The 23,936-nt window shown below is 40.7% G+C and carries 21 protein-coding genes; 9 read left to right on the forward strand and 12 right to left on the reverse strand.

The features are described 5' to 3' along the window. Window positions 1-20 precede the first annotated feature (20 nt). Window positions 21-1,367: an MFS transporter gene (locus DEO27_RS13435; protein WP_112574402.1), complete on the reverse strand. Its 1,347-nt coding sequence runs from the start codon at window positions 1,365-1,367 to the stop codon at window positions 21-23. A gap of 125 nt (window positions 1,368-1,492) precedes the next feature. Between DEO27_RS13435 and DEO27_RS13440 the strand changes: the two genes are divergently transcribed. Beyond that, entirely contained in the window at window positions 1,493-1,981 is a 489-nt protein-coding gene (locus DEO27_RS13440; RefSeq protein ID WP_112574401.1) for an Lrp/AsnC family transcriptional regulator, read from the forward strand. Between the two features lie 174 nt (window positions 1,982-2,155). Next, a complete protein-coding gene (locus tag DEO27_RS13445) occupies window positions 2,156-3,247 on the forward strand; it encodes a hypothetical protein (protein ID WP_112574400.1) in 1,092 nt (363 codons plus the stop codon). Window positions 3,248-3,274: 27 nt separating this feature from the next. On the opposite strand, the gene DEO27_RS13450 is transcribed toward DEO27_RS13445, so the two are convergent. From DEO27_RS13450 to DEO27_RS13480, 7 genes are all read right to left on the reverse strand, one after another. Further along, window positions 3,275-3,991 (reverse strand): LytR/AlgR family response regulator transcription factor, encoded by a 717-nt coding sequence (locus DEO27_RS13450; RefSeq protein ID WP_112574399.1) that lies wholly within the window; start codon window positions 3,989-3,991, stop codon window positions 3,275-3,277. After that, on the reverse strand, window positions 3,988-5,001 hold the full coding sequence (locus tag DEO27_RS13455) for a sensor histidine kinase (RefSeq protein WP_112574398.1): 1,014 nt from the start codon (window positions 4,999-5,001) through the stop codon (window positions 3,988-3,990). Before DEO27_RS13455 ends, DEO27_RS13450 begins: the two co-directional genes overlap by 4 nt. A gap of 56 nt (window positions 5,002-5,057) precedes the next feature. Beyond that, entirely contained in the window at window positions 5,058-5,477 is a 420-nt protein-coding gene (locus DEO27_RS13460) for a c-type cytochrome (RefSeq protein WP_112574397.1), read from the reverse strand. Between the two features lie 7 nt (window positions 5,478-5,484). Next, a complete protein-coding gene (locus DEO27_RS13465; protein ID WP_112574396.1) occupies window positions 5,485-6,039 on the reverse strand; it encodes a YceI family protein in 555 nt (184 codons plus the stop codon). Beyond that, a complete protein-coding gene (locus tag DEO27_RS13470; protein WP_112574395.1) occupies window positions 6,039-7,058 on the reverse strand; it encodes a metallophosphoesterase family protein in 1,020 nt (339 codons plus the stop codon). Before DEO27_RS13470 ends, DEO27_RS13465 begins: the two co-directional genes overlap by 1 nt. Before the next feature lie 236 nt (window positions 7,059-7,294). After that, on the reverse strand, window positions 7,295-8,095 hold the full coding sequence (locus DEO27_RS13475) for a hypothetical protein (protein WP_112574394.1): 801 nt from the start codon (window positions 8,093-8,095) through the stop codon (window positions 7,295-7,297). Window positions 8,096-8,146: 51 nt separating this feature from the next. Further along, window positions 8,147-8,785, reverse strand: coding sequence for a hypothetical protein (locus DEO27_RS13480; RefSeq protein ID WP_146750095.1), 639 nt, complete (start codon window positions 8,783-8,785; stop codon window positions 8,147-8,149). Between the two features lie 702 nt (window positions 8,786-9,487). Here DEO27_RS13480 and DEO27_RS13485 point away from each other — a divergent pair. Then, window positions 9,488-11,260, forward strand: a complete 1,773-nt coding sequence (locus DEO27_RS13485) for a tetratricopeptide repeat protein (RefSeq protein WP_112574391.1) — start codon at window positions 9,488-9,490, stop codon at window positions 11,258-11,260. Here DEO27_RS13485 and DEO27_RS13490 read toward each other — a convergent pair. After that, on the reverse strand, window positions 11,255-11,896 hold the full coding sequence (locus DEO27_RS13490; RefSeq protein ID WP_190295408.1) for a response regulator transcription factor: 642 nt from the start codon (window positions 11,894-11,896) through the stop codon (window positions 11,255-11,257). The genes DEO27_RS13485 and DEO27_RS13490 overlap by 6 nt on opposite strands. Before the next feature lie 1,308 nt (window positions 11,897-13,204). Here DEO27_RS13490 and DEO27_RS13495 point away from each other — a divergent pair. Genes DEO27_RS13495 through DEO27_RS13505 form a run of 3 tightly spaced genes read left to right on the forward strand, consistent with a single transcriptional unit; the run spans window position 13,205 to window position 18,846 of the window. Next, entirely contained in the window at window positions 13,205-16,444 is a 3,240-nt protein-coding gene (locus DEO27_RS13495) for a SusC/RagA family TonB-linked outer membrane protein (protein WP_112574388.1), read from the forward strand. 30 nt (window positions 16,445-16,474) lie between these two features. Then, on the forward strand, window positions 16,475-17,938 hold the full coding sequence (locus tag DEO27_RS13500) for a SusD/RagB family nutrient-binding outer membrane lipoprotein (RefSeq protein WP_112574387.1): 1,464 nt from the start codon (window positions 16,475-16,477) through the stop codon (window positions 17,936-17,938). A 14-nt stretch (window positions 17,939-17,952) separates the two neighbouring features. Beyond that, a complete protein-coding gene (locus DEO27_RS13505) occupies window positions 17,953-18,846 on the forward strand; it encodes a BT_3044 domain-containing protein (RefSeq protein ID WP_112574386.1) in 894 nt (297 codons plus the stop codon). A 249-nt stretch (window positions 18,847-19,095) separates the two neighbouring features. On the opposite strand, the gene DEO27_RS13510 is transcribed toward DEO27_RS13505, so the two are convergent. After that, complete coding sequence (locus tag DEO27_RS13510) at window positions 19,096-20,319, reverse strand: CehA/McbA family metallohydrolase (protein WP_112574385.1); 1,224 nt, start codon at window positions 20,317-20,319, stop codon at window positions 19,096-19,098. A 331-nt stretch (window positions 20,320-20,650) separates the two neighbouring features. Between DEO27_RS13510 and DEO27_RS13515 the strand changes: the two genes are divergently transcribed. From DEO27_RS13515 to DEO27_RS13525, 3 genes are all read left to right on the forward strand, one after another. Further along, window positions 20,651-21,289 carry an START domain-containing protein gene (locus tag DEO27_RS13515; protein ID WP_190295409.1) on the forward strand — a complete coding sequence of 213 codons (639 nt, stop codon included), beginning with the start codon at window positions 20,651-20,653 and terminating at the stop codon, window positions 21,287-21,289. An 83-nt stretch (window positions 21,290-21,372) separates the two neighbouring features. Continuing rightward, window positions 21,373-22,308 carry a DUF5996 family protein gene (locus DEO27_RS13520; RefSeq protein ID WP_112574383.1) on the forward strand — a complete coding sequence of 312 codons (936 nt, stop codon included), beginning with the start codon at window positions 21,373-21,375 and terminating at the stop codon, window positions 22,306-22,308. Window positions 22,309-22,412: 104 nt separating this feature from the next. Beyond that, window positions 22,413-22,673, forward strand: coding sequence for a hypothetical protein (locus tag DEO27_RS13525; RefSeq protein WP_112574382.1), 261 nt, complete (start codon window positions 22,413-22,415; stop codon window positions 22,671-22,673). Here DEO27_RS13525 and DEO27_RS13530 read toward each other — a convergent pair whose 3' ends face one another. Both DEO27_RS13530 and DEO27_RS13535 read right to left on the reverse strand, forming a co-directional pair. Continuing rightward, the gene (locus DEO27_RS13530; RefSeq protein ID WP_112574381.1) at window positions 22,674-23,228 is read right to left on the reverse strand and encodes a hypothetical protein; all 555 of its coding nucleotides are present in this window, start codon (window positions 23,226-23,228) and stop codon (window positions 22,674-22,676) included. A 136-nt stretch (window positions 23,229-23,364) separates the two neighbouring features. Then, window positions 23,365-23,913 carry a fasciclin domain-containing protein gene (locus DEO27_RS13535; RefSeq protein ID WP_112574380.1) on the reverse strand — a complete coding sequence of 183 codons (549 nt, stop codon included), beginning with the start codon at window positions 23,911-23,913 and terminating at the stop codon, window positions 23,365-23,367. Window positions 23,914-23,936 lie beyond the last annotated feature (23 nt).

The raw sequence follows: 23,936 nt of genomic DNA on the forward strand, positions 1-23,936 counted from the left end.
CACGCTCTTAACTTTTAAATTTACAAGGTAGATAACAAGCCACAGCAACCTATCAGCGCGTATACGCAAAGAATAATAAGCGATAAACCACTTACCGAAGCACTCTGGTTACCTTGTTGCATAAACAGCGTAAGTATTGACAAGCCAACTCCTGCACCTAAAAAGTAAGTGGTAGTACCCAGGCTTGATGCCAAACCGTAGTGTTGTTTAGGGATATTTTTTACAGCGAGCACAGATAAACTTGTAAAACAGATGGTCATGCCCAAACCGGATATAAAAGCGGCCGACAACAGCAGCAAAGGGAGCGAATAGCCTGCAAATACCGCGCAAACTAAAACCAGTCCGCCGGTTAACATGCAGCACATCCCCAGTAAGCCGGTTTGTTCGGTTGTGAGGCGTTTCATAATGCCCGGCAGCATAAACTTCGCTACAATAGCCGAAAGCAGACTAAAAGGAACAAGTAGCAAACCAGACTTTGCTGCATTATAGTGCATATCCTTTTGCAATAATTGAGATATGATAAACAGGTACCCGGTAAAAAAAGCCCCAAGCAGAATAAATACACCATTGGCTGTAATAACCGATGATGCTTTAAAAACAGAAAGATCAATAAGCGGATTTGCTCGACGCGTTAAACGTATATAAAGCAACCTTGAACTAACTATTACACCTAAGGTGCAAAGCATGATCATGAAAAGTTGTTGTTTAACATCAGCCAGCTGATGCACGCCATAGCTTAGCATTAACAAGCTAATTACCAATAAAACGCCCGAAAACAAATCGGGAGAAGGTTGTTTTTGTTCAGGAGTATCATTGGCCAGGTAAAACCAACCTACAATGATAATAACGGCCAGCACAGGCACATTGATCAGGAACACCCAATGCCATCCCATGTAGGTACTGATAATTCCGCCCACCGAGAGGCCAATACCCGAGCCAACTGCCGCGAACGAGCTAAAGATTCCAATTGCTTTGCTCCTTTCACGCTCTTCGGTAAAAGTGTGCGTTATGATAGAAAAGGCTGATGGCATGATCAGTGCTGCCGCCAAGCCCTGCATCGCCCTCGACAAACTAAGAAACACGAAAGTACCGGCTAAGCCTGCGCCCAGGGATGTTAACAGAAACAGGGCGGCACCTGCTATGAAGATCTTTTTTGGCCCCACAACATCCGATAGTTTGCCGCCAATAATCAGGAAACCGCCATACAGCAAAACATATAGCGTTTGCAGCCATTGAACCTGGTCGTTGGTTACCAGAAACTGCTTTTGGATAGCGGGAATGGTGAGGTTGATAATAGCGATATCAAGTGCTTCAACAAATATGGCCAGGGAGGCGATGATGAGGATCTTGTTCTTTTGCAGCGACATAATTATATTTTTTGTCCTTTCAAAATTAGATCCACGGAAATTAATAACATTATTTATTATAATTTTGGAACACAATAGAAAATAAAAGCGTCACAAAAGAACAAACATTCTATTAGCCCCTTCATATGGCCTATCAAACAGAACAAAAAAAAGCCGGTATCCAACTCGACGAAAAGGATTATGAAATATTACGATTGGTTGAACGAAATGCCAAACTTACAGTACGGGAGATTGCGGTAAAGATTAACTTAAGCCCTACTCCCACCCATGAACGCATTAAACGCCTTGAAAAAGCCGGAGTAATTAAAAACTACACCGCTATTTTAGATAAGCGGCTATTAAACAAGCGCATTATGGTGATTTGCATGGTAACCCTGCGCGAGCACAGCCGCAAAGCGGGCGCGGATTTCATTAACGCCGTACTTGAATTTGACGAGGTGATAGAGTGCTATAATATCTCCGGTGATTTTGACTTTATGCTCAAGATCGTGTCTGAAAGCATGGATAGCTACCACTCTTTTTTTGTAAATAAACTAAGCGAGGTAAAAGGAATTGGCCATTCAAAAAGCACTTTTGTAATGGATATCATTAAAGAAACCAACCATTTACTTTAGTTACAGGCAATAGCGACATCCGCTAATCCGTTTATATGTCCGGATAATTAATCGGTTCAACATTATGTTTTATCGATTCATTGGCCGGCTTATCAAATCGTTATCATAATTTTAAGCCAACTAAAACTGCTATTTTATCGTATTTATTACCAACCGGGTTTATAAAGGATATATATGACTACAAAACATTTACTGCTTACGTCTAAAATTATAGTTTACATATTAATAACTACCGCTTTTTTCTCCTGTAAAAAAGACAAAACAGTAGTTCAGCCACAAATAACTCCTGTTACTCTGGGCTTATATGAGTATGCCAGCGGGATAAACAAACGGATATTTTTACCTGTTACACTCGTTGGAACCAAGGCTGTAACCTATTATACCGTATTTGATACCGGTTCATCGGGCATGACGCTTGACGCAACAGACATCATACCGGCTTCCATGATCACCTCATCGGGCTTCCAGTTTACCGGCGACTCTACTGTTGTAAATGGAATTACAATAACCAGCACCAAAGGCACAATTAGCTTTGGAGATCAGTTAAGTTCAACTAAAGAATATGGCAACTTAGCCTACGCCAACATTACCATAGGTGATGCGCAAGGTAATCTTGCGCTAAAAAGGGTACCCTTTTTTTTATATTACAAAATAGTTGATGAAACAGGAGCTAAACTGCCCGCTCACGCAAGCGACGTTTTTGGTGTTGGCCCCGGCACAAGCTATGTAACCAGTGAAATTCAAAGCCCTTTAAGATATTTCAATACCAGCACCAACCTCACCAGCGGGTTTAAATTGGCTACGTTAAACAAAAGCTTATTTTCAACCAGCGGTACTTATGTAAGCAACCTTTTAACCATCGGACTAAACAATAGTGATCTTTCATCAGCCGGATTCATCATGCATCCGCTTAGTTATTCGAACAGCGGTGGCTACTCACCTAATATCCCGGCAACTATAACATACAGTGGCAAAACTATTTCCGGGCAAATCCTGTTTGACACAGGCACACCTTCAACCACAGTTATTGAAGACAGGCTGGCAACTACCTCAACAGGCAGCCTGCCCGCAAATTCAACTGTTACAATAACCACCAACCAAGGCTTTGTTTATACCTATACAACATCAAGTACAGGCAATCTTACGGAGGTACAAAATCCTAATAATACCGGCGATTATCGCACAATTTTCAGTCTCGACTTTTTCATTAGCAATGAATACCTAACTGATTACAGCAACCACCAAATCGGCTTGAAAAACAATTAAGCATTAACTATTAAAATGCCGGCGATATTATCTTTTAAAAAGCCTGCCTTTTAAAACCTTATCCATTACCTCGTCATAAAAGCTTTGCCCAACGGTAATTTTAGCCCCATTAAGATTAAGCATATTACCCTCGATGTTACTGATCATGGTTGTATTAACTATATAACTTTTGTGCACCTGGATAAACTTATCAACCGGCAGCTTTTCCTGTAAACCTTTAATGGTTAAGTATACAATAAGCTTTTTATGAAGGGTATAAAGAGTTACGTAATTAGCCATGGCTTCAATGTAAACCAGTTCACTACATAGCACCCGCTCAATTTTGCCATCGCACTTAACATAAAAATGGTCGGCTTCATTTTTTTCGGGCGAGGCCTTTTGCTTTAATATATGCAGCTCAAATGCCTTTTGTGAAGCCTTCAGAAAACGTTCGAGCGAGAATGGTTTTACGAGATAATCAACCACAGCCATTTTAAATCCTTCAAGTGCATATTCGCCGTAAGCTGTTGTCATGATCACCATGGGCAATTTTACCGCCGACCGCAGAAATTGAAAACCATTCATCTTTGGCATATTCACATCAAGAAAAATCAAATCGATATCCAGTTTATTGATCAGGCCGGTTGCTTTAAGCGGATTTTCGGCCGTGCCCGACAATACTAAAAAGTCGGTCTCTTCAATATACTCTTGCAGCAACTTACGTGCTATTGGCTCGTCATCTATAATCAGGCATTTAAGTATCATATGTTCTGCAGTACTAAATTTATTTCAAAACTATCGCCACTATCGGTTATATCAAGCTTGTGTTTTTCTGGATACAGGATCTCAAGCCGCCGTTTTGTATTGGCTATCCCCAGGCCCGATGAATGTTCATCCCTGCCCGCAAAACTATCTTTAGTATTATACACGTTAAAAATCAGCTTTCCTTCCTCCTGCTTCAGGCTTATATCCACCTTATTTATTCTCCCTTCGTTAAACCCCACGTATTTAAAGGCATTCTCCACAAACGTTATAAATAACAGGGGCGCTACAAAAGCTTGTCCGTTAATATTATCTGCGTAAAAACTCACATTAACCTCTTCATCAATTCTCCCTTTTTGAATAGCTATGTAATTTCGGATATAGTTGATCTCGCGGTTCAAGTCTATTTGCTCTACATTACATTCGTATAATTGGTAGCGCAGCATTTCCGAAAACACCAGCAGCATATCACGCGCATCCTTATTTGATTTATCGATATGGGCATAAATCGAATTAATGGAGTTAAAAAGAAAATGAGGGTTAAACTGCGCCCTTAAAAAATTAAGTTCATTGGTGGCTTTCTCCTTTTCAATCTGCTCAATATAAACCTGCGCCCGCATTTTTTCAATCACCATTTGAGCTCCCAGGATGCAAAGCACCCAAAACAGGATATTAACAAATGAGTCGGCAAAAACAGAAACAGCATTAAACCGGGGATTTGTTTTAAATAAGTGTACCGTAACCCAGGCCGATACCGGAACCCTTAGTACCGCTGTGATCAATATCCCCGTTAAAAAAACAAGACCGAATTTTATGTATTGCTTTTTATTAAGCAAATACGGAATTGCATAAAGTGTGTTGAGGTAATGATTAGCCGAAATAAATACGAGGTAACAAAACTGAATGGTTATGGCATGAGTTAACACCAGCGTACCGTTCCTGAAAATAAAAATCCAGAAAAGGTACGCCAGCAGCCAAAATGCAATGTGATATACTACTTTGTTGAATTTCAATTTTTCAAGGTTATTTAATCAGTTTATCATGCAAAGCTTTATAAAGCAATTTACAATTAATTATTGCCCGTGGCAGCATCAGGAAATGGCTGACCTTTATGACAAGTAATACAGGAAACTACCAGCGCCTGGTTGCCTATGCCGGGGTGTTTAAGCTTAAAATACTTTTTATTGATACCGATGGTCATGCGCATCATTTGCCGGGTAATTTCCTTTTCGGGCTTCGCGTCGCTTACAAAGTCCAAACCATGGCCATCTTTAGCGTTGGCATGGCAAAAGCCACAGGTAACACCAAGACCATCCTCAAAATCATCGGCCATGATGCTTTGCAAATCGTGCGAGCTGATATCCCTTGGCAATACTTTCAGGTTTTCATAATGCACAGGCTCAGGTTTGTTAGCTATTGCCGCGGTACAGGTCACCGAAGCACCTAATACCACAATAACACAAAGCTTTCTATTTATTTTTACGTTCATAACTTCTTTAACCTCTCTTTGCAGTTACACTGATATCCACCTCAAGTTCATCGGCAATGGTACTCACGCCGCCTATCGCAAAATCTTTCCTGTTTATTTTAAATCCCCCTTTAAAAATATAACCGTCGGCAGCAGGTGTGGCCGAAAAAGGGAATGACACCTGCTTTGCCTTACCTTTTATAGTTAGCACTCCCGTTAGCTGGTACATTCCACTTTTATTTAATACGGCCACTTTTCCCGAAACCAACCTTATTTTGGGATAATTCTTCACATCGAAATAATTTTCACCGCGCAGGTGCTCATCGCGCAAGCTGTTATCGGTATTTACGGATGACGCGTTTATACTTACATCAAAACTGCTGTTAGCTATGTTTTGAGGATCAAAATTAATATTACCATCAAACCCGCTAAAGGCGCCATCAACATCAAATCCCAGATTTTTAATGATAAATTTCAAACCTGAACCCTGCTCTACGGGCTTGTACTGAGCTTTGCTCTCTGTTGCTAAGCCGATCATCAGTAACAACAACAACAAATTCCTTTTCATCCTATACTTTTTCATTATTTCTGCTCAATCGCTTTTTCAGCATCAATCAATGGGATATCAGTGATCGCAAGCGAATGGTCATGCTCCACATAGTTTACACTGGTCAATCCTAAAAAACTACGAAGCTTTTCTGCTGGTACCTTCATAGGGCCGGGCGATGCCGCGCTGCCCGGAGCGGGCTGAGGAAATGCCGTTGAATTGGCCGTATGAAAAGTAATATTACCTTCAACCTTTTGAATCGTTTGGTGAATATGTCCGTTCAATACCGATACCGATCCAAAGCGTTTAAGTAAGACCAGTGCCTGCGCACTATCATCGGTACCCCAGCCCCATTGCGGATAAATAGCCCAAAGCGGGATATGCGCGAACACAACTATTGGCGTACTGTTGAATAGCGGCTTCAGATCATTCTCCAGCCATTTTAGCTGAGCAGGTCCGATGTACCCTAAGCCCCCGTCAACATGATTGGTTACATTTACCAGGCCAATAAAATGCACACCATGCGAATCAAAACTATACCAGCCGTCGCCTAAAGTACCTTTACCATAGCGTTCAAGATATAGCTTACCATTATCGGTAACATCATGTTCGCCGGGTACATAAAATATCTTTTCGGTTTTAACAGTCTTCAATGATTGCTCAAGCGTGTCAAATTCATCGGCCTGCGCCAGATGCGACAGATCGCCGGTATGCAATACAAATGAAGGTGCGCTGGGCATGTTGTTGATCTTGGCTATCGTGGCGTTCAGCGTACTTACCACGTCAGGATTGGCAGCCTTATTAAACCCGATATGACTATCGCTGATCTGCACAAAACTAAAATCAGACTTGGGCACTATTAAACCCTTTTTAAGTCCACCGGTAGCCCTGTCAATCATTTGGCTCATCCCGTATGATTTTAGCACCCCGCCAGTCATCATCCATAATACGCCGGTACCGGCCCAGGCCATACATTCAAGAAAACCACGGCGGTCTATTCCATCGTTACCGGTATTGTGGTCTGAGTTTTCATCAACATGAAAGTGATTTTTCATATAGTTGTTTTTTTGTGTCTTTAATGAATTACAGCACTAAAGAACACAAACAACTCCCCCTGGCACAGTATTTTACATGAACCCGCACAATTACTTGATGAACACGATTTAAGGGCGATATCCAGAGGTTATCCTGCTGCCAATACGTTGGCCGAAACATTGGGTATTAAATAACAAAAGGCCGCTGCAATGGATGCAGCGGCCTTTTGTTATTTGATTCAATTTTGAATCAATATTTACTTTTTATTACAGATTTCGGTAACAGCGGTACGGCGTGTAGCAGTATAAACTACTCCGTTTACCATTTCGTACCCGGTTGAAACACTTTGCGAATAACGTTTTAAAATAATGCCCGTGTTGTTATCAATAAGTATCGACCCATTTATACGACTATTTAAGCTACCACCCAAAACAGACGTTTTATAAGTAACCACCGTAGTTTGCCCGTTAATGGCATAAACCGTATAATTGGTTTCGGCCGATGATGTGGTGGCTTTCCATGAATAACCCTTTTTTAGTGTAACATTAACCGGAAAATCAACCATAAATTGCAATGTGCTACCTGGCGATAAATGCTCTGGTTGAATCCCCGCAAATGATAAAAGTGTATCATTTGCCGTTACAGGCCTTTTTAAATTAGTGATCTCGCCTTTATTATTTACTGAAACTACAGCAGCGCTATTTACAATTTTCTGCAGGCCAATCTGGATAATAGAATTTGGATCGGCAGGCTTACCTGAATGATATATCAGGTTCTGGTTCATGGCATTAATGGTATCAACAAGCTTATCGGTTGTAATAGTAAAAGACACACCCTTTTCAGAAGCATCCGTTACCTTATAAGTTTTAGCAACTATCGAAACCGAGCCAACATGAAGGTTTTGACTGCCACGCTGCAAAACACAATTTGATTTTGTAATTACCTGCCTCTGAAACTCATCTCCCTGTTTAAACCTCACCTGCGCAAATGTAACACCACTCGCAAAGGTCAGTATAGCAGCTAATATATATTTTAACACAATTGGGGTACTTTTCATTTTAGCGTTTTGTTATAATGCCCTTAAATGCCTGGCATTACGTCATAACTGTTATTTTTTCCTGTTCGAATGGGATTTGCCTCTTGCCTTATCTTCCTTTCCGGTTGATACAGCCAATTTAAAACCGGTACTTTCTGGAATTTGCGGGATAGACCAGGGATTAATATCGTCCGTTGGTTGTAAAACAGGCATTACATCTGTTATCTCCGGCATCACCGGAACCGGGCCTTTTATCATGTTTATTTTCCCTGACACGGTAGGTTCAACTGAAGCCGCTGGCAATTCGGGAGATTCAGGTACTGGTAAATCTATCACCGACGAAAACTGAAGATCCTGCATAATTTGCTTGGGCAAATGCGGGGTTTCAGGAGCTTCAGGTGCGGGTATTTCCGGCAATCCAGTACCAACTCCATCAATATTAGGCTGACCTGGGGCGTCAACTACTGGTGGATTTGTGCCAATTGCAGCCAGTGCAGGCGCCTGAGTTGCGGAAACAAACGGCTGCGAAACCACAGGAATATCTGTAAGTGTAAGCACAATAGGTTTACCGGCCGAACTACCACCAAGCGTATTTCCCTTAGTTATCGTTCCCGGTGTTAATGGCGGCGGCACATTCCAGTCCGACTGGTTATATCTGCTTTGGGCAGTGGCATGATCCATACTACCTAATACAGCAATCAATCCGATCAAAACTGATAGCAATCTATTTCGCCGCCTATTTTTTTTCTTTTTTTGGACGATGTATAACATTCGCATTTTTTGTGTCTTTCTGCAGAAAGCGATCGTTTAAAAACGATCAGTGAGTTTTAATTTTATAAATATTCTTGTAAACTAAATTAAATGTATATCGATGGCTGATTGGTAAAACCACATCTGGCTACCAAGCAGTTTATACGAACAAAGCCACCAATAAAGTTAATCGTTTTTATTAATTCACGGCATTCAGCGTTCAATATAAGCCTATCGCATTCCTATTGTAATATCAACAGTAAAACTAAGCTTTATACTTCTATACCAAAATACCAACTGCTTTGTATTGTGTAAGGTTTGGCAGCTCCATAAAATTGTATTATCAAACACCACAGTGACTTCTGTACCGCCCCTAATGGTTTTGATATTAACAGTTTTGATCACCTAAATTAAAAAGATCATGGAAAACAACTTAAACTACCTTGTAGGCTTTATTTCCCTAACTTTCATGGGGCTATCAACAATGTATAAGCTTAAATTAAACAAACTACAGGGAACAGGCCGAATCCCCAGCATTATCAGTGCCAGGCATCGGCAAATTTTATTTTTTGTATTGTCTGTTATGTCAGCTCTGATAATCCTTATAGCCTGATTGCTGATCAATGTCAAATCGTTATCTTTAACCGGGACCAGCAACCGGCTATGAAATACTTTATATTCCTTCTGCTTATTTTAACTGTAATTCCGTGTTCCGGTCAAAATATTGATAGTTTAAAAAAGATTGTTTTCAGCAACGCGTCGCAGCAAAAGCGTTTAGCGGCAGCTACCCGATTGGCCTCTTACCCGGTGGGACAAAATCCGGATAAGATGATTCCGGTTGCCAAAGCAGGTTTAAACCTGGCCGAAAGACTGAACAATAAAAAAGAGATCGCCCTGCTATCCCAAACTTTGGGTAAAGCCTATTACCAAACCAACTCCTACGATTCGGTCGCTTACTATTACAATATTGCTGCAATTATACTCAGTAAAACAAATGAGCAGTATATTTTAACAAACGACTACAGCAGATTAGCTAAAGCTTATGCTAAACTGAAAAACTACGATAAGGCGATTGAATTTTACACGCTGGCTGTTTCATACGCGCCCCAAACCGGCGACCGTAACGAACTGATGCAAGCGTTAAGCCAACTTGGGGAGGTATATGAAGCTAAAAATAATTATCGGGAAGCTTTAAACTACTTCAGGCAGTCTTTTGATATCAAAGACTCTTTAAACCTTGTAAAGCAAACAAACCAAAACACTTCCGAAACATATAGCCATCAATTTATGGGCGATGTTATGGGGAGTATCAGGCAAAGCCAATCGGTGCAGGAAATTCTAAAAACCATCGATATCAAAAAATCATTAAATGATACCCTGGCACTTTCAATAAATTATTTTAACCTGGGCGTACTTTATAAAAACAAGCAACAATATGGGCAATCTCTTGATGCTTTAAAAAACTGCCTGCAGTTTGCCACCCAAATAAATTATGCCGACATGCAAAAAAGTGCCACGAATGAGTTGGCTGACCTGTATGAACGAATGGGAAATTATGAACAGTCGCTTATTTATTTAAAAAAGCATGCTACAATTAAGCCAACGGGCAGCAGTACTGTTGATGAACTACAGGCAAAATATGAAATAAGGCAGCGGGAAGACCAGGTGCTACAACAGCAGTTTGAAATTACAAAACGAAATTACTGGATGGCAGGTACAGGAATTTTCATACTGCTGATGTTATTTTCAGGTTTTTTCTACTACAAACAAAACCAGTTAAAACAACGCAATATCGCGATGCAAGCAATCATTGCAACCGAAGAAAGCGAAAGACGCAGAATTGCCCAGGATTTGCACGATAGTGTGAGCCAAACTATTTCGGCAGCCAAGATCAATCTCCAGGTTATTGGCAGCGAATTGCCTTTCATAAATAACGAACAAAGAAATCGTTTTGAAAAAGTGATCACTCTTGTTGACTATGGATTTAAAGAGGTAAGGACAATATCGCACAATATGATGCCCTGGGCACTACATAAAACGGGGCTTGCACAGGTAATTAAACAGTTTATCGAAAATATCAGGAACGACAATATCGCAATAAACTTTTTCAGCAACGGTTTTGATTCACCTTATGATGATACCACCGAAATCATCTTATACCGGGTACTGCAGGAAAGCGTAAACAATGTAATGAAACATGCCCAGGCCGATAGGCTTGACATTTCATTGATTAGAAACGACGAAACTATCAGCCTCACCATTGAAGATAACGGCAAAGGGTTTGACACAACCAACCCTGACATTTTTAAGGGGATGGGGTTAAATAACCTGCGGTCGCGGATTAATTTTTTAAATGGCAAGGTTGAATTTGATTCGCAGGTTAACAGGGGAACGCTTGTATCTGTCTACATCCCACTCACTAAGAAAAACTCATAAATTATATTGCATTATAAAGCGGTTAAGTTCGACCGGGTTTTTCAGGTTAAGCTTCTGCATAATATTTTTACGATGCGTCTCGACAGTATAGATACTTAGGTGAAGGTGATCTGCCATTTGCTGATTGGTAAAATTCTGCTTTATAAATTGTAAAAGTTCAGTCTCTCTCTTGGTAAGCTGAAATTGTTTCAAAAAAGGATCCGTCTCGTTAAGCGATGAACTAACTGCAGGTTGTTTATACGGAAAGCAAAGCTGCCCTCCTGCTACCGATCTCATCACACTTAACAGCTCTGCCTTTTCGGCATTTTTGAATAAGTAACCATTAGCCCCCTCTGTTTTCGCCTTTTCAATCAGATGCTCTTCATTATAGGTAGAAAGCATGATCACCTTAATTTTAGGATAGTAGTCCTTTATCCGCTTAAGTACTTCAAAGCCATTTATACCAGGCATATTGATATCAAGCAATACAAGGTTGGGCGTATGGGTATGTAACAAGTGCAGCATTTCCTTACCATTAGCCGCAACACTAATAACTTCAATATCCGGCTCGCCCTGTAATAACATACGTAAACCGTTTATGAATAAGGTATGATCATCGGCAATAATTACTGATAGTTTTTCCAACGTATTTTCCATCTTTAAATTCACCATAAATCTATACTTTATCCTGATCCTAAAAAATACCAACTGCTTTGTATTGTACACCCGCGCAGCCATTCATAAAATTGTTTATATAAAGCAAGCCGGAATACATATAGAAACAAGGGCCCGCCAATACCAAATAAACCAATTCCCTTAAACTATTAACCTAAAAAGTAATGCAGTTTTTTATTAGCACATTTATTATAATGCTGATTTGTATAATCGCATTACTAAAGGATGAATCTTATGACAACGGTGTAAGTTTGCCAAGGTCTTCAAATAAACTCCCAAGTCCGGGGAAGCACCGGTTAACAAAATGTAATAATGTATCAAATACGATTCTGGAGATAGCACCTCAGTTAATTATTGATAAAAACGAATCACAAACCGAGATATTTGCAACATTATTAACAGAAAGACTCAGCAAGCCTTCAGCATTGAGCAAAACAGCATCGATACCAACAAAGAGCAGCGTTTATGTTCACTTAAATGACAAAAAAGATGTTAATCCGGCAAATATCTTCTGCTATCCATGTGGGTTAAGCCTTTTTGAGCCTACCGACAGGTATTTTAACCAGTGTCTTAAGGAGTTTCAACATTAGCAAATGAGAATTTCAGAGCAGCAAGTGCCTCATATTTCAAAATATCAGGCTTCTTTCTAAATCCAAATGAATAAAAATCAATTGTTTTTTTATCAATAACAAGCTGATAACAATAATTTAATTATTATTTATCATTTAAAAATTAAAAAATAACCAATAAACAAAGTTTAAATAATATAAAAAATATCACTTACATAAAACCATAACACTCACAATCAATAACTTAAAAAACCATATCATTCATTTAAATATCATAAGATAAAAGGTTTTACCAATAAATTTACTACAAGGCACCAAGTGTCACATTTTTTTTACCAAAAAATATTATTATTTTTAAAAATCAAAAACACAGAATTTTAACTAACCATTTATTTTATCTTAAATCGTAAAAAAAAGACCCATTTTATAGCTTATCGCTTGAATATTTTTCATAATAAGGCATTTATAAGCATTTTTCTCCTTATTTTTATCTACAACCCCATGCAATAGCTTCAAAAACTAAAATTCACACAAAATTTATATGAATTTTATATGAAGAATTTAAAAAATCCCCCATTTTGGTGGGTTTGAAACAACGTTTTATCAACTTTTTTATAAATATTTTAATATAGAGGAAGAATATTAAACTTTTTTCAACTTTTTTTTCATTTTATTACAAAAATTGTAGTTTTGGGTATTAACTAAAACTGATTTTTTAACAATGAAAAAACTCCTACTCGCAAGCTGGTGTTTGTTCATGCTATTTATTAGTGTGGTACATGCACAAAACAAAACGGTTACCGGCCGGGTAACTTCAAAAGACGATGGACTACCGCTGCCAGGCGTGTCCGTAAGAGTTGTAGGTACCACACTTGGTACACAAACAAATGCAGATGGCAAATTCTCTTTAACTGCCCCAGCATCTGCAAAATCATTAAGCTTTAGCTTTATCGGTTTTACATCAACAACAGTCGAAATTACTTCGGCTCCCCTGGATGTTAAATTATCAAGCAGTGCTAACAAACTATCTGAAGTGGTAATTACCGGTGCTTACGGTACTAAACAATCATCACGTTCGGCATCGTATGCTGCGCAGGTAGTAAAGTCAGACGCACTGAACACTATCCGTCAGCCTAACGTTAACAACGCGTTAGCCGGTAAGGTTGCCGGTGTTCAGGTACGCAGCCAATCGGCAGCGGCGCTGGGCCGTAACACCAACATCAGGCTACGTGGTGCTACTGGCTTTGGTAGCGGTAACAACCCTTTATATGTTGTTGACGGTACAATTATGCCAAACGCCGACGATTTGAGCAATGACGACATCGACAACATCAGTATCCTGAATGGTCCTGCTGCATCTGCACAATTCGGTTCACAAGGTGCTTATGGTGCAATCGTTATCAGTACCAAAAAAGGTAAAAAATCAAAAGGTGTTGGTGTTGAGCTGAACCTTGGCGCTAACTTTGACAAGGCTTACATCCTTCCAAACTACCAAAATACTTATGGCGGTGGTGCTTCTGCCGATTTCATCCAGTACCACTGGAAAGATGGCGATCCTGAAGGATGGAAAGCATTAGATGGCAAATACTATCCGGATTACACCGACGATAGCAGCTGGGGGCCTAAAATGGTTGGCCAGGAGTATATTCCATGGTATGCTTGGGCCGCAGGCACCAAATACTCTTTCAAAACAGCAAAATGGACACCTCAGCCAGACAATGCTAAAGATTTCTTCCGTACCGGTGTAGCTTTGAACAACAGTGTTGCATTCACCAAAGCTGCCGATGATTATAACATCAGGATGTCGTACAATAACCAGCATACTACCGGTATAGTACCTGAAACCTGGTTAAATAAAAACAACTTCACCCTGAACGCCAACTTTGATCTTAACAAACACCTTACAGCAGGTGCAAGCATCAACTATTCTGGCACACAACTTCATGGCCAAATCAGCGACGCTTATGCAAGTGCATCAAGCGGTTCATTCAACTCATGGTTCCACCGTGATCTGGATATGGGCATCATGAAAGAGTTACAGGACCTGAAATCTCCGGACGGAACTTATGTAAGCTGGAACCACCAGAACCCTAACTCATACGATGCATCTAACCCAGGCGCGTTTTATGGCGGCAACTACTGGTATAACCCATATTTATGGCAAAAACAGTGGCAAAATATGAACACTCGCGATCGTTTGTACGGCAATATCTATTTACAGTACAAAATCAACAACGATTTAAGCTTTAAGGTTACCTATCGCCGCAACCAAACCAATACCTGGAACGAAAACAAAATTTCGTCAGAAATTCAGGCAAGCGGTACCCAAACAGGTCAGAAAGCTACCTATGGTACTTCAAACACTTACTCAAACCGTGAAAACTATGAAACCTTGCTTAACTACGACAAGCAAATCAAAGATTTTCATGTGAATGTTAACGCCGGTAGCGATTTCTATAACTGGAGCTACAAAGATAACGGCGCTAATACCAACAACGGCTTAAGTGTTCCGGACCTGTACACCCTTGCTAACTCTGTTGACCCTATCAGCGCAAGCAACAGCAGGACCCAGGAACAATACCGTGCAATATTTGCAAAGGCCTCCGCCAACTATAAAAGAATTGTTTATGTAGACGCGACTTTACGTAACGACTGGTTCTCAACCATTTCTACAGTAAACGATGCAAACTCAGTATTATCAAAATCATTCGGTGGTTCATTCGTATTCAGCGAAGTATTGCCTGAGTTTAAAGACTGGTTGAGCTATGGTAAAGTAAGGGGATCATGGGGCCAGGTACCATTAGCGTTAGGTACATCAACCGAAACATTTGGTGCTTACAGAAACAACACCCTTTATGGTATTGCCGCAAACAAATGGAATGGCTCTTTATTACAAGGTGGCCCAACTCAGTTTGTTGACCCTGCATTACATGGTACTACCACTACTTCAAAAGAGATTGGTTTGGATTTAGGTTTCTTTAACGACCGTTTAACTTTTGGTGCTACTTACTGGGCTGCTGATGATAAAGACATTCCACTGGGCTTAGCAGTTAACGCGGCCAGCGGTGTATCATCAATCCTTACCAACGTAGGTTTGATCAAAAGAAGAGGTTTAGAGATCACTGCAAGCGGCACTCCTATCAGGTTGCCAAACTTTAGCTGGACCATCAACACAAACTTTGCCCAGTTGCTTGACAACACAGTAGTTGAAATCAGCAACAAATATGGTGTTGACCGTGTGCAGGTTGCAGGTGTTTGGGGTACAGATATGCCATACCTGATCAACCAAAAAGGTAAATGGTGGGGCCAGATCTACGGTAACGGTATCAAACGTAACTCTGCCGGTATCCCTATCCTGACTTCATCTGGTGCTTACATCAATGATCCTAACGTATATTTCGGAAGCGCGTTACCTAAATACACAGGTGGTTTACAAAATACATTCACTTTGTTTAAAGACTTTGTGTTAAGCGCAAACATCGATTATCAATTTGGCGGTAAATTCGTTTCATTATCAAACCGTTGGGGCCAGTATAGCGGCTTAACTGCCAATACTGCAGCACTTAACGATAAAGGAATGTCGGTACGTGACCCTGTTGCTGATGGCGGTGGTGTTAAAGTTACCGGTGTTGATGCCAACAACAACCCTGTTACTTACTACGTTGACGCAAAATCATACTACCAGGGTTTAACAAACAATAAAACTTACGACCCTTATGTGTACGACCTTACTTTCATCAAACTTCGTGAGGTTGCTGTAGGTTACAACCTGCCAATCAAGAAATGGGGTTTAGGCAATGTATTCCAATCAGCGAGGATTGATTTAACCGGTCGTAACTTATTGCTGATTTACGCTAAATCAAAAGATTTCGACCCATCAGAGATCAGTGCGACAGAAGGTGAAACTGCTCAGTACCCAGGTACAAGAGGTATCGGTTTCAACTTAAAAGTAACATTCTAAGCGATTAAGGATTATTAGATCAACAACAAAATGAAAAAGATATATCTATATACATTAGCAGGCGCGTTTACCTTTTTAGGCGCGGGTTGCAACAAGCTAAAGGATTTTGGCGACGTGAACAACAATCCGGCAGCAACAGTAACGCCAATCCCTTCGGCCTTGTTATCAAACGTTGAAGCAAGCTTAGGTGGCTATGGCTCAACCGGTACCGAAGCAATAAGCGGCGGTCAGTATGCTCAATATTTTACCGAAACCCAGTACTCAGGAACATCATTATACAACCTGCCTCAAAACGGCTTTACAGGCAACTATGCTGGTAACCTGAACAACCTGCAATTGGTTATTAACCAAAATCCTAACAAAAACATGGTTAATGTTGCCAAAATATTGCAGCAATACATTTTCTGGATTGTAACCGATTCATGGGGCGATGTTCCTTACAGCGAGGCTTTAAAAGGGTCATCTAACATTTTGCCTAAATACGATACACAGGAAACTATTTACAAAGGCATCCTTACCACTTTAACAGATGCTATCAACTCGTTTGATTCATCGCCAATAAGCGGCGACATCATTTACGGAGGCGATGTTGCATCATGGAAAAGAATGGCAAACTCGCTTAAACTACTTGTTGCTGTTCAAATGTCAAATGTAACCGCTTCTTCTTCTGTTGCATCTGCAGCGGCAAGTGAAGCCATTACTTCAGGTGTAATAACTACTAACGACCAAAACTTCAAGCTTCAGTTTCCAGGCGGCAACTACAAAAGCTCATGGTGGAACCTTTACAACGGTCGTAAGGACTTTGCTGAAGCAAAAACCCTTACCGATATCACCGCTTCTACCAGCGACCCGCGTCAGGCTGCATTTGGTGGCGAAAGTGAAGTTGTAGGTAATGTTAACACATCAAGCATTGGCGTACCTTACGGTTTAGCACGTTTAACTGTAACTGCCTTTACTGATGCAAACCCTAAATGGGCCCGCATTTTACGTGGCGACTACAGGTTAGAGAACGGTTATGTAATGTTGATCAGTGCAGCTGAAACCTGGCTGGCCCGTGCCGAAGCTGCTAACTTAGGCTGGACCTCAGAATCAATCTCTGCCGATTACAAATCAGGCGTAACTGCTTCATTTGATCAGTGGGGAGCAGGCACACCTTCAACTGCTTATTTAAACCAGTTCCCGGTTACCGATACTAAAGATGCTGATATTACCCACACCCAGGTTAAAAACATATCAACCCAAAGGTGGATTTCAAGCTACCCTGATGGGCATATGGGATGGAATATCTGGAGAAAAACAGGCTGGCCATCGCTTACCCCCGCCCCTGATGCTACAAACTCATCTAAGAAGATTGTTCGCAGGTTTGTATACGCTACGAGCGAATACAATACAAACGGCGCTAATGTGAACGCTGCAGTTGCAAGACTAAGCGGTGGCGATAGCCAGGATTCACGCGTGTGGTGGGATACAAGGAAAGACAAGGACAACAACTAAAACATTGACACAACATGAAAAAGAATATATTTAATAAATATTTGCTTGTTGCCGGTATCGCGTCTGTAGCCATTTTTTCTGGCTGCCGGAAAGAAACAGCTGCCGATAAAGTAGGCGGACAGGCTGCTAACAATGGTCTATCATTTATCGGGTTCCCCGACGGACTTGAGCAAGCCCATTTCTTTGACCCGTTCACAGATATCAAAACCGTTGACGTTTTCTCGATCAAACGCGACGCGAAAAGCGCAGCCGATCTTCAAAAAGATCAAACTGTGGTTTTGAAATCAATTCCTGATGCTATTACCAAATACAATGATGATAATGGTACCGCATATGAATTGCTTCCAACAAGCCTCTATACAGTAAGCAGCACTAAAGTTACTACTACCACTTCAGGTAACCTTAACGCCAAATTTGCGCCAGGCGATTTTCAAAACTACTTTACCATTAAACTGGACGGAAGCAAGTTTGACCTTAGCAAGAAATATGCCCTTGCATATGTAATTAGCGATGCTGCAGGTTTGACTATTCACGCTGCAAGCAAAGACACGCTGTATACATTCTTTGCAATCAAAAACAAGTATGATGGTGCATATCATTCAACAGGTACTTTCCACCACCCAACAGCAGGCGACCGTGCTATTGACAGGGATAAAACACTTACTACAGCAGGTGCTACAGCAGTAAGTACTGAAATTGGTGACATTGGCGGTTCAATGACATTAACTGTAAACGAGACTACTAACGTAGTAACTGTTTCTGGTAATGTTAGCGCAAGCCAACCATTAATTCCGGTTCCGGGTAAAACAAGCACGTATGATCCGGCTACCAAAAGCTTTATCTTAAATTATCAATATACCGGAAGCGGTGGTTTCCGTGTTGTTGAAGAAACGATAAAACACAAATAACATAATAACAAAAAGAGCCGCTTGCATTACACAATGCGGCTCTTTTTATACCCTGTAACATCATAATTATCTAATAATGATGTACCAACCTTATCTGTAATTAAACAAATCCGTATTGAAGCGGGTGTTTTAATGAATTATTTAATTAGACGCCTATACTTTTAACTGCAGCTTCGTTCTTTTAGTTAATAGTTACAATAAAAAACCGTACACAGTAAGCTCGTGTACGGTTTTCTTTTTTTAAGATTATTAAAAATTGGGGTCGAAGTTAAAACAGATAGGATTTGATAATCCAACCATATTCCCACTCAAGGCTGCCGATTGGGGTACCTGTGGGTAAGGTGTAGCCGGCCCTTCAACCGTAACCCTGTAATAGGTACGACCTTTTAGTGCAGGCGTATCAGTAAACTCAACTGCAGCCGTTTTTCCATCTATTTTTAGCGTGCTGAACGGATTACCATTTTTTACAACATTAACGGTATAAGTGGTATCCTTAATGCTGCTGCCGGTTAGCTGAACTTTAAATTTCACAGGCTTACCGGTCGCTTTTACATTATCACCCATCATCATATCCATTTTATCATCGCCATTTAAATCGGCATAAAACTCAACACGTGGCGCATAAGGATTTGAACTGATAGATACCCGTCCGTTGGTTAGCGCGTCAATAACGGCTTGCTTGGTACGGGCTGTCGCAAATACCCATGTAGTGGGTGTACCCGCATAATTGGCCTTAGACTGGTAGGTATTAGGGCCTGGTTTTTCATCGCCTGCAGGTACGCCGTGATGGGCATCGCTCCCTCCCCTTCCGGTTAGTTTTCGGCCCGATGAAAGCATATCATCCCAGATCATAATAGCGTTGGCATTCTTTGACCAGATAGCCGAGTTCCATACTTCGATAGAGTTAACCATATCGTACGAGTATCCAAAATGATCTTTACCGCTGGGGTGATTGGCCGACAAGTGGATCCCCAGGCTATTTTTTATCCGTCCAACTACTGTATCACGCTGATCGCGTACATCGTATAGTTTTTGATGATCGTAAGGCTTGGCCGAAAATGCGTTACCATGACCGCGGGTGGTTGTCCATTCGGCAGCGTACAACAATAACACCGAATCTGATTTAAATTCCGGATCAACCCAGGTATTGTGTGCTACGTCGCCTTCTACATGGTTATCATGATCGGTAATAGCCAGGAAATCGATACCTACCAGCTTACAAAATGCGATGATCTTGCTGATTGAATTATTTGATGATTCTTTACTGTGCCTGGAGTGCATATGCAACTCGCCTTTAAGCCAGACCCCATTGCTCAAACTGGCCGGCGGAGGCAATATACCCAACGGCTTGGAAGCCCATGGGTTTGCGTGTGCCGCCTGTGCCAATGACGTGGTGCTGATGCAGCCTGCCACCATGATCATTAAACCGGTTTTAATTAACAGCCCAGTTTTCCTGTTATTTTTTAGTACCATAAGTAGTGTTAGCAAATCATTTTTACAGTGTAATACTTTTAGCAGCCAACTTAGTCCGCTCATATTAGCTAACCGTTAACACGAGCAAATGATATAAAAATGTGACAGAGCATTAAAATGATTAGTTTAAAACAGACATCTAAAATCATTCTATTATTCGTCGATACAATTGGGCAACTAACAGACGGAGTCCCTTGTTCTCAAGCGCTTTGCTTTTACATTTAAACAAAACGATTTACAATAACAATTGTAGTTAACAAAGACCATTACGTTTAAAGCACAAGCAACAATCTATGATGGTATGTACTTTGATCAAAAAACAAAAAGCACTATGACGGGCGGGCACATAAAAAGTATTACCAATGGGCTATGGTTTTTAAGCTGTTTCTTGTTTTTTTCGCCCGAATGGCTTTACGCCCAGGGGAAATGGGAATTAAAACGCAATGAAAATGGCATTGAGGTTTATTCCAGAACACCTTTAACGGGTAACCTTAAAGAAATACGTGTAATTTGTGAGTTTAATACTACTAAATTAAAACTAATTAATGCGCTAAAGGATATTGATCACTATAATGACTGGGTTTACAGTACAAAGGAAAACAACATATTGAAAGTTTTGAACCCCAACCAATTCATCTACCATTCTATATCAAATTTACCATGGCCATTGAAAGACCGTGATCTTATTGTTGAATTAAGCGTGCTCCCAGACGAAAAACATGAACAGTTTCAAATCCAGGTAAAAAGCCTTCCGGATTATTTACCCAGGGATAAAAAATATGTGAGGGTACCTTACTCCCTTGCGCTATGGAACGTAACTGTAAAAAGCGAAAGCCTGTTAAAAATAGACTATACATTTAGCGTAGATCCCGGCGGAAGTATCCCTGCCTGGTTGGTAAACAGCACTTTGCCCGTTGGTCCTTATAATTCATTTCATAAGTTAAAAATGCTTCTGGAAAGCCCGCTTTAATTTTCACCAGATCTATTTTTTACACGATAACATCGCAAAACTTAGTAAATTAGAGTTAAACGATTTAACTCAGCAAACTACCTATGAGCAATCCGATAACAACACGCTGGCCAAAACTTGACTATCATGACCTCAAAGACACACTTGCAAGTGTACATATGTGGACCCAGATTATTGGTAAAGTGAGGCTAAAACAAATGCCCTGGATCAACCATTCATGGCAGGTAACCTTGTATGTGAGTTCTACCGGTCTTACCACAGGGAGCATGCCTTTTAAAGGCGGGGTATTCCAAATAGATCTTGATTTTATCAGCCATACGCTTAACATATCCACCAGTACCGGCGAAAAACGTTCATTCGGGCTTGGAACAGGTAGTGTAGCCACCTTTTACAAAACATTGATGGACAATATCAGCTCGGTTAACGCCGAGGTAGAAATATACGCCGTGCCTAACGAGGTGGATCCCGCTATTCCTTTTGCCGAAAACCATACGCCTTGTCAATATGATGCTGCCATTATGCATGATTACTGGCAGGCACTGGTCAGGATTCATAATGTTTTTACCGAATTCAGAGCGGGATTTCAGGGTAAAAATAGCCCGGTACATTTCTTTTGGGGAGGATTTGATTTGGCTGTTACCCGTTTTTCGGGCAGGCCAGCACCAAAACACCAGGGCAGCATGCCTAATATGCCTGCCATAATAATGCAGGAGGCATATTCGCAGGAAGTAAGTTCATGTGGTTTTTGGCCTGGCTCCGACGCTTTTCCTCATCCGGTATTTTATTCTTACTGCTACCCAACTCCTGAAGATTTTGGCACACAACAGGTATCGCCCCCAGAAGCGTTTTATAGTGGTGATATGGGCGAGTTTTTATTGACCTATGAAGTTGTTTCCGGCTCAGACAATCCCGAAAAAACATTGCTTCAGTTTTTACAATCAACCTATGATGCTGCAGCTAAAACGGGCAATTGGGACAAAGACCTGCAATGTGACCTGTCGGCGTTGAAGAACGCTTGATGTAAAGTTAGCTTTCGGGATGTTCTGGCGCAACAGAAACACATATCATTATTTGCTTTTACGCCAATAATGATTTAACTTTAATTAGCAATAATTATTTGATTATGAGCCAATTTCCAGACCCCGACGAAACACCTACCCCGGACGAGGACGGACAAAACATACCCGACATATGGGATATTAAAACATCGGGGAAAGGTCGTGTGGGTAGATTAGATACCAACTTTGAAGAGAGTATCGAAGAGAGTTTACCATGTGCCGATGATAGCGAGCCTTATATAGAAGGAGATTTTGGAACGCCCAATTTATGGGAAGGGAACGACCTCTCATCGTCCGACCAGGCAGATTACGCTGAAGCAGAATAATCAGGAAGCGATATTAGCGATACCAAAAGCAATACCCATAACTATTGGCGAGAAAAATATTGCCCTAAGACAAAGTACGTACATCTTCCAGCGCCTATCATTCTTTTTGGTGTTTTCCTCAATCCGCTCCTTAAAATTGATGATCTCCACTTTATAAAAAGCTAAAATCCGGTCATCATCCTTCAATTTATCGTTGAAAAACCCAATATTAAAATATGCTTCAGGGTTTGTACCAGGCAAAAGGTATTCGCTGGGTGTCACGCTTTCTAAAATAAATATCAGGCCCAGTATCAAAAAGTAAAATATACCTACTATTGCCGTAAACAACAAAGTATCTAAATGAGGGGTATCCTTCCATTTTCCGATAGCATACGCCACCAGACCAATCAAAACACCGGACACCAGCGTTAACAACCCGTTCGAGCGTTCATAAATCCCTTTTGCCGTTTCCATAGTGTAGTTATATGATTTTTCGGCCTGATCAAAGATGAATTTCGCATCTTCAAGGGTTAATTTGTTGAGCCAGTCTTTCTTTTCCTTCCAGAAGTTTTCCATAAGGGTACTTTTACCCTAATTTAAATTTATTTTGTCGTAATTCATCCAATATCAATCAAATACAATCGAGCCTAAATAAAAAAGCCCGGCGCTTTAAGCAACCGGGCCTGCATTTATTTACAAACTGAGATTTTACTTAGTTAGGCATTAATACGGTATTAACCACGTGAATAACACCATTTTTTTGAAATACATCGGCAATGGTGATCCACGATTTACCGCCTTTTTCATCAACAAGGTATAGTTTTTTGCCTTTCGCCATAACGGTAAGTGTACCACCTGCTACTGTTTTTAACTCGGCTTTACCCATACCGGCTTTAACTTTAGCCCACAACTCTGCCGAACTTAAACGCCCTGCTACCACATGGTAAGTAAGGATCTTGGTTAGCATTGCTTTATTTTCCGGTTTCAACAAGGTTGGCACGGTTTCCTTTGGTAGTTTATCAAATGCCTCATTAGTTGGTGCAAAAACGGTAAAGGGGCCGTCGCCTTTCAGCGTTTCTACTAAACCGGCGGCTTTAACAGCGGCAACAAGTGTGGTATGGTCTTTTGAATTTACCGCGTTATCAATAATATCTTTAGTTGGGTACATAGCAGCGCCACCTACCATTTTGGTTTGAGCGTTGGCTTTAGGGGCTACTGCAAAAGCTACTAATGCAAAGGCCGCGATGATCAGTTTTTTCATAATTTATGTTTTAATTGATTTGG

Origin of the sequence: Mucilaginibacter rubeus (genome assembly GCF_003286415.2) — a bacterium.
Classification (GTDB): Bacteria; Bacteroidota; Bacteroidia; order Sphingobacteriales; family Sphingobacteriaceae; genus Mucilaginibacter; species Mucilaginibacter rubeus_A.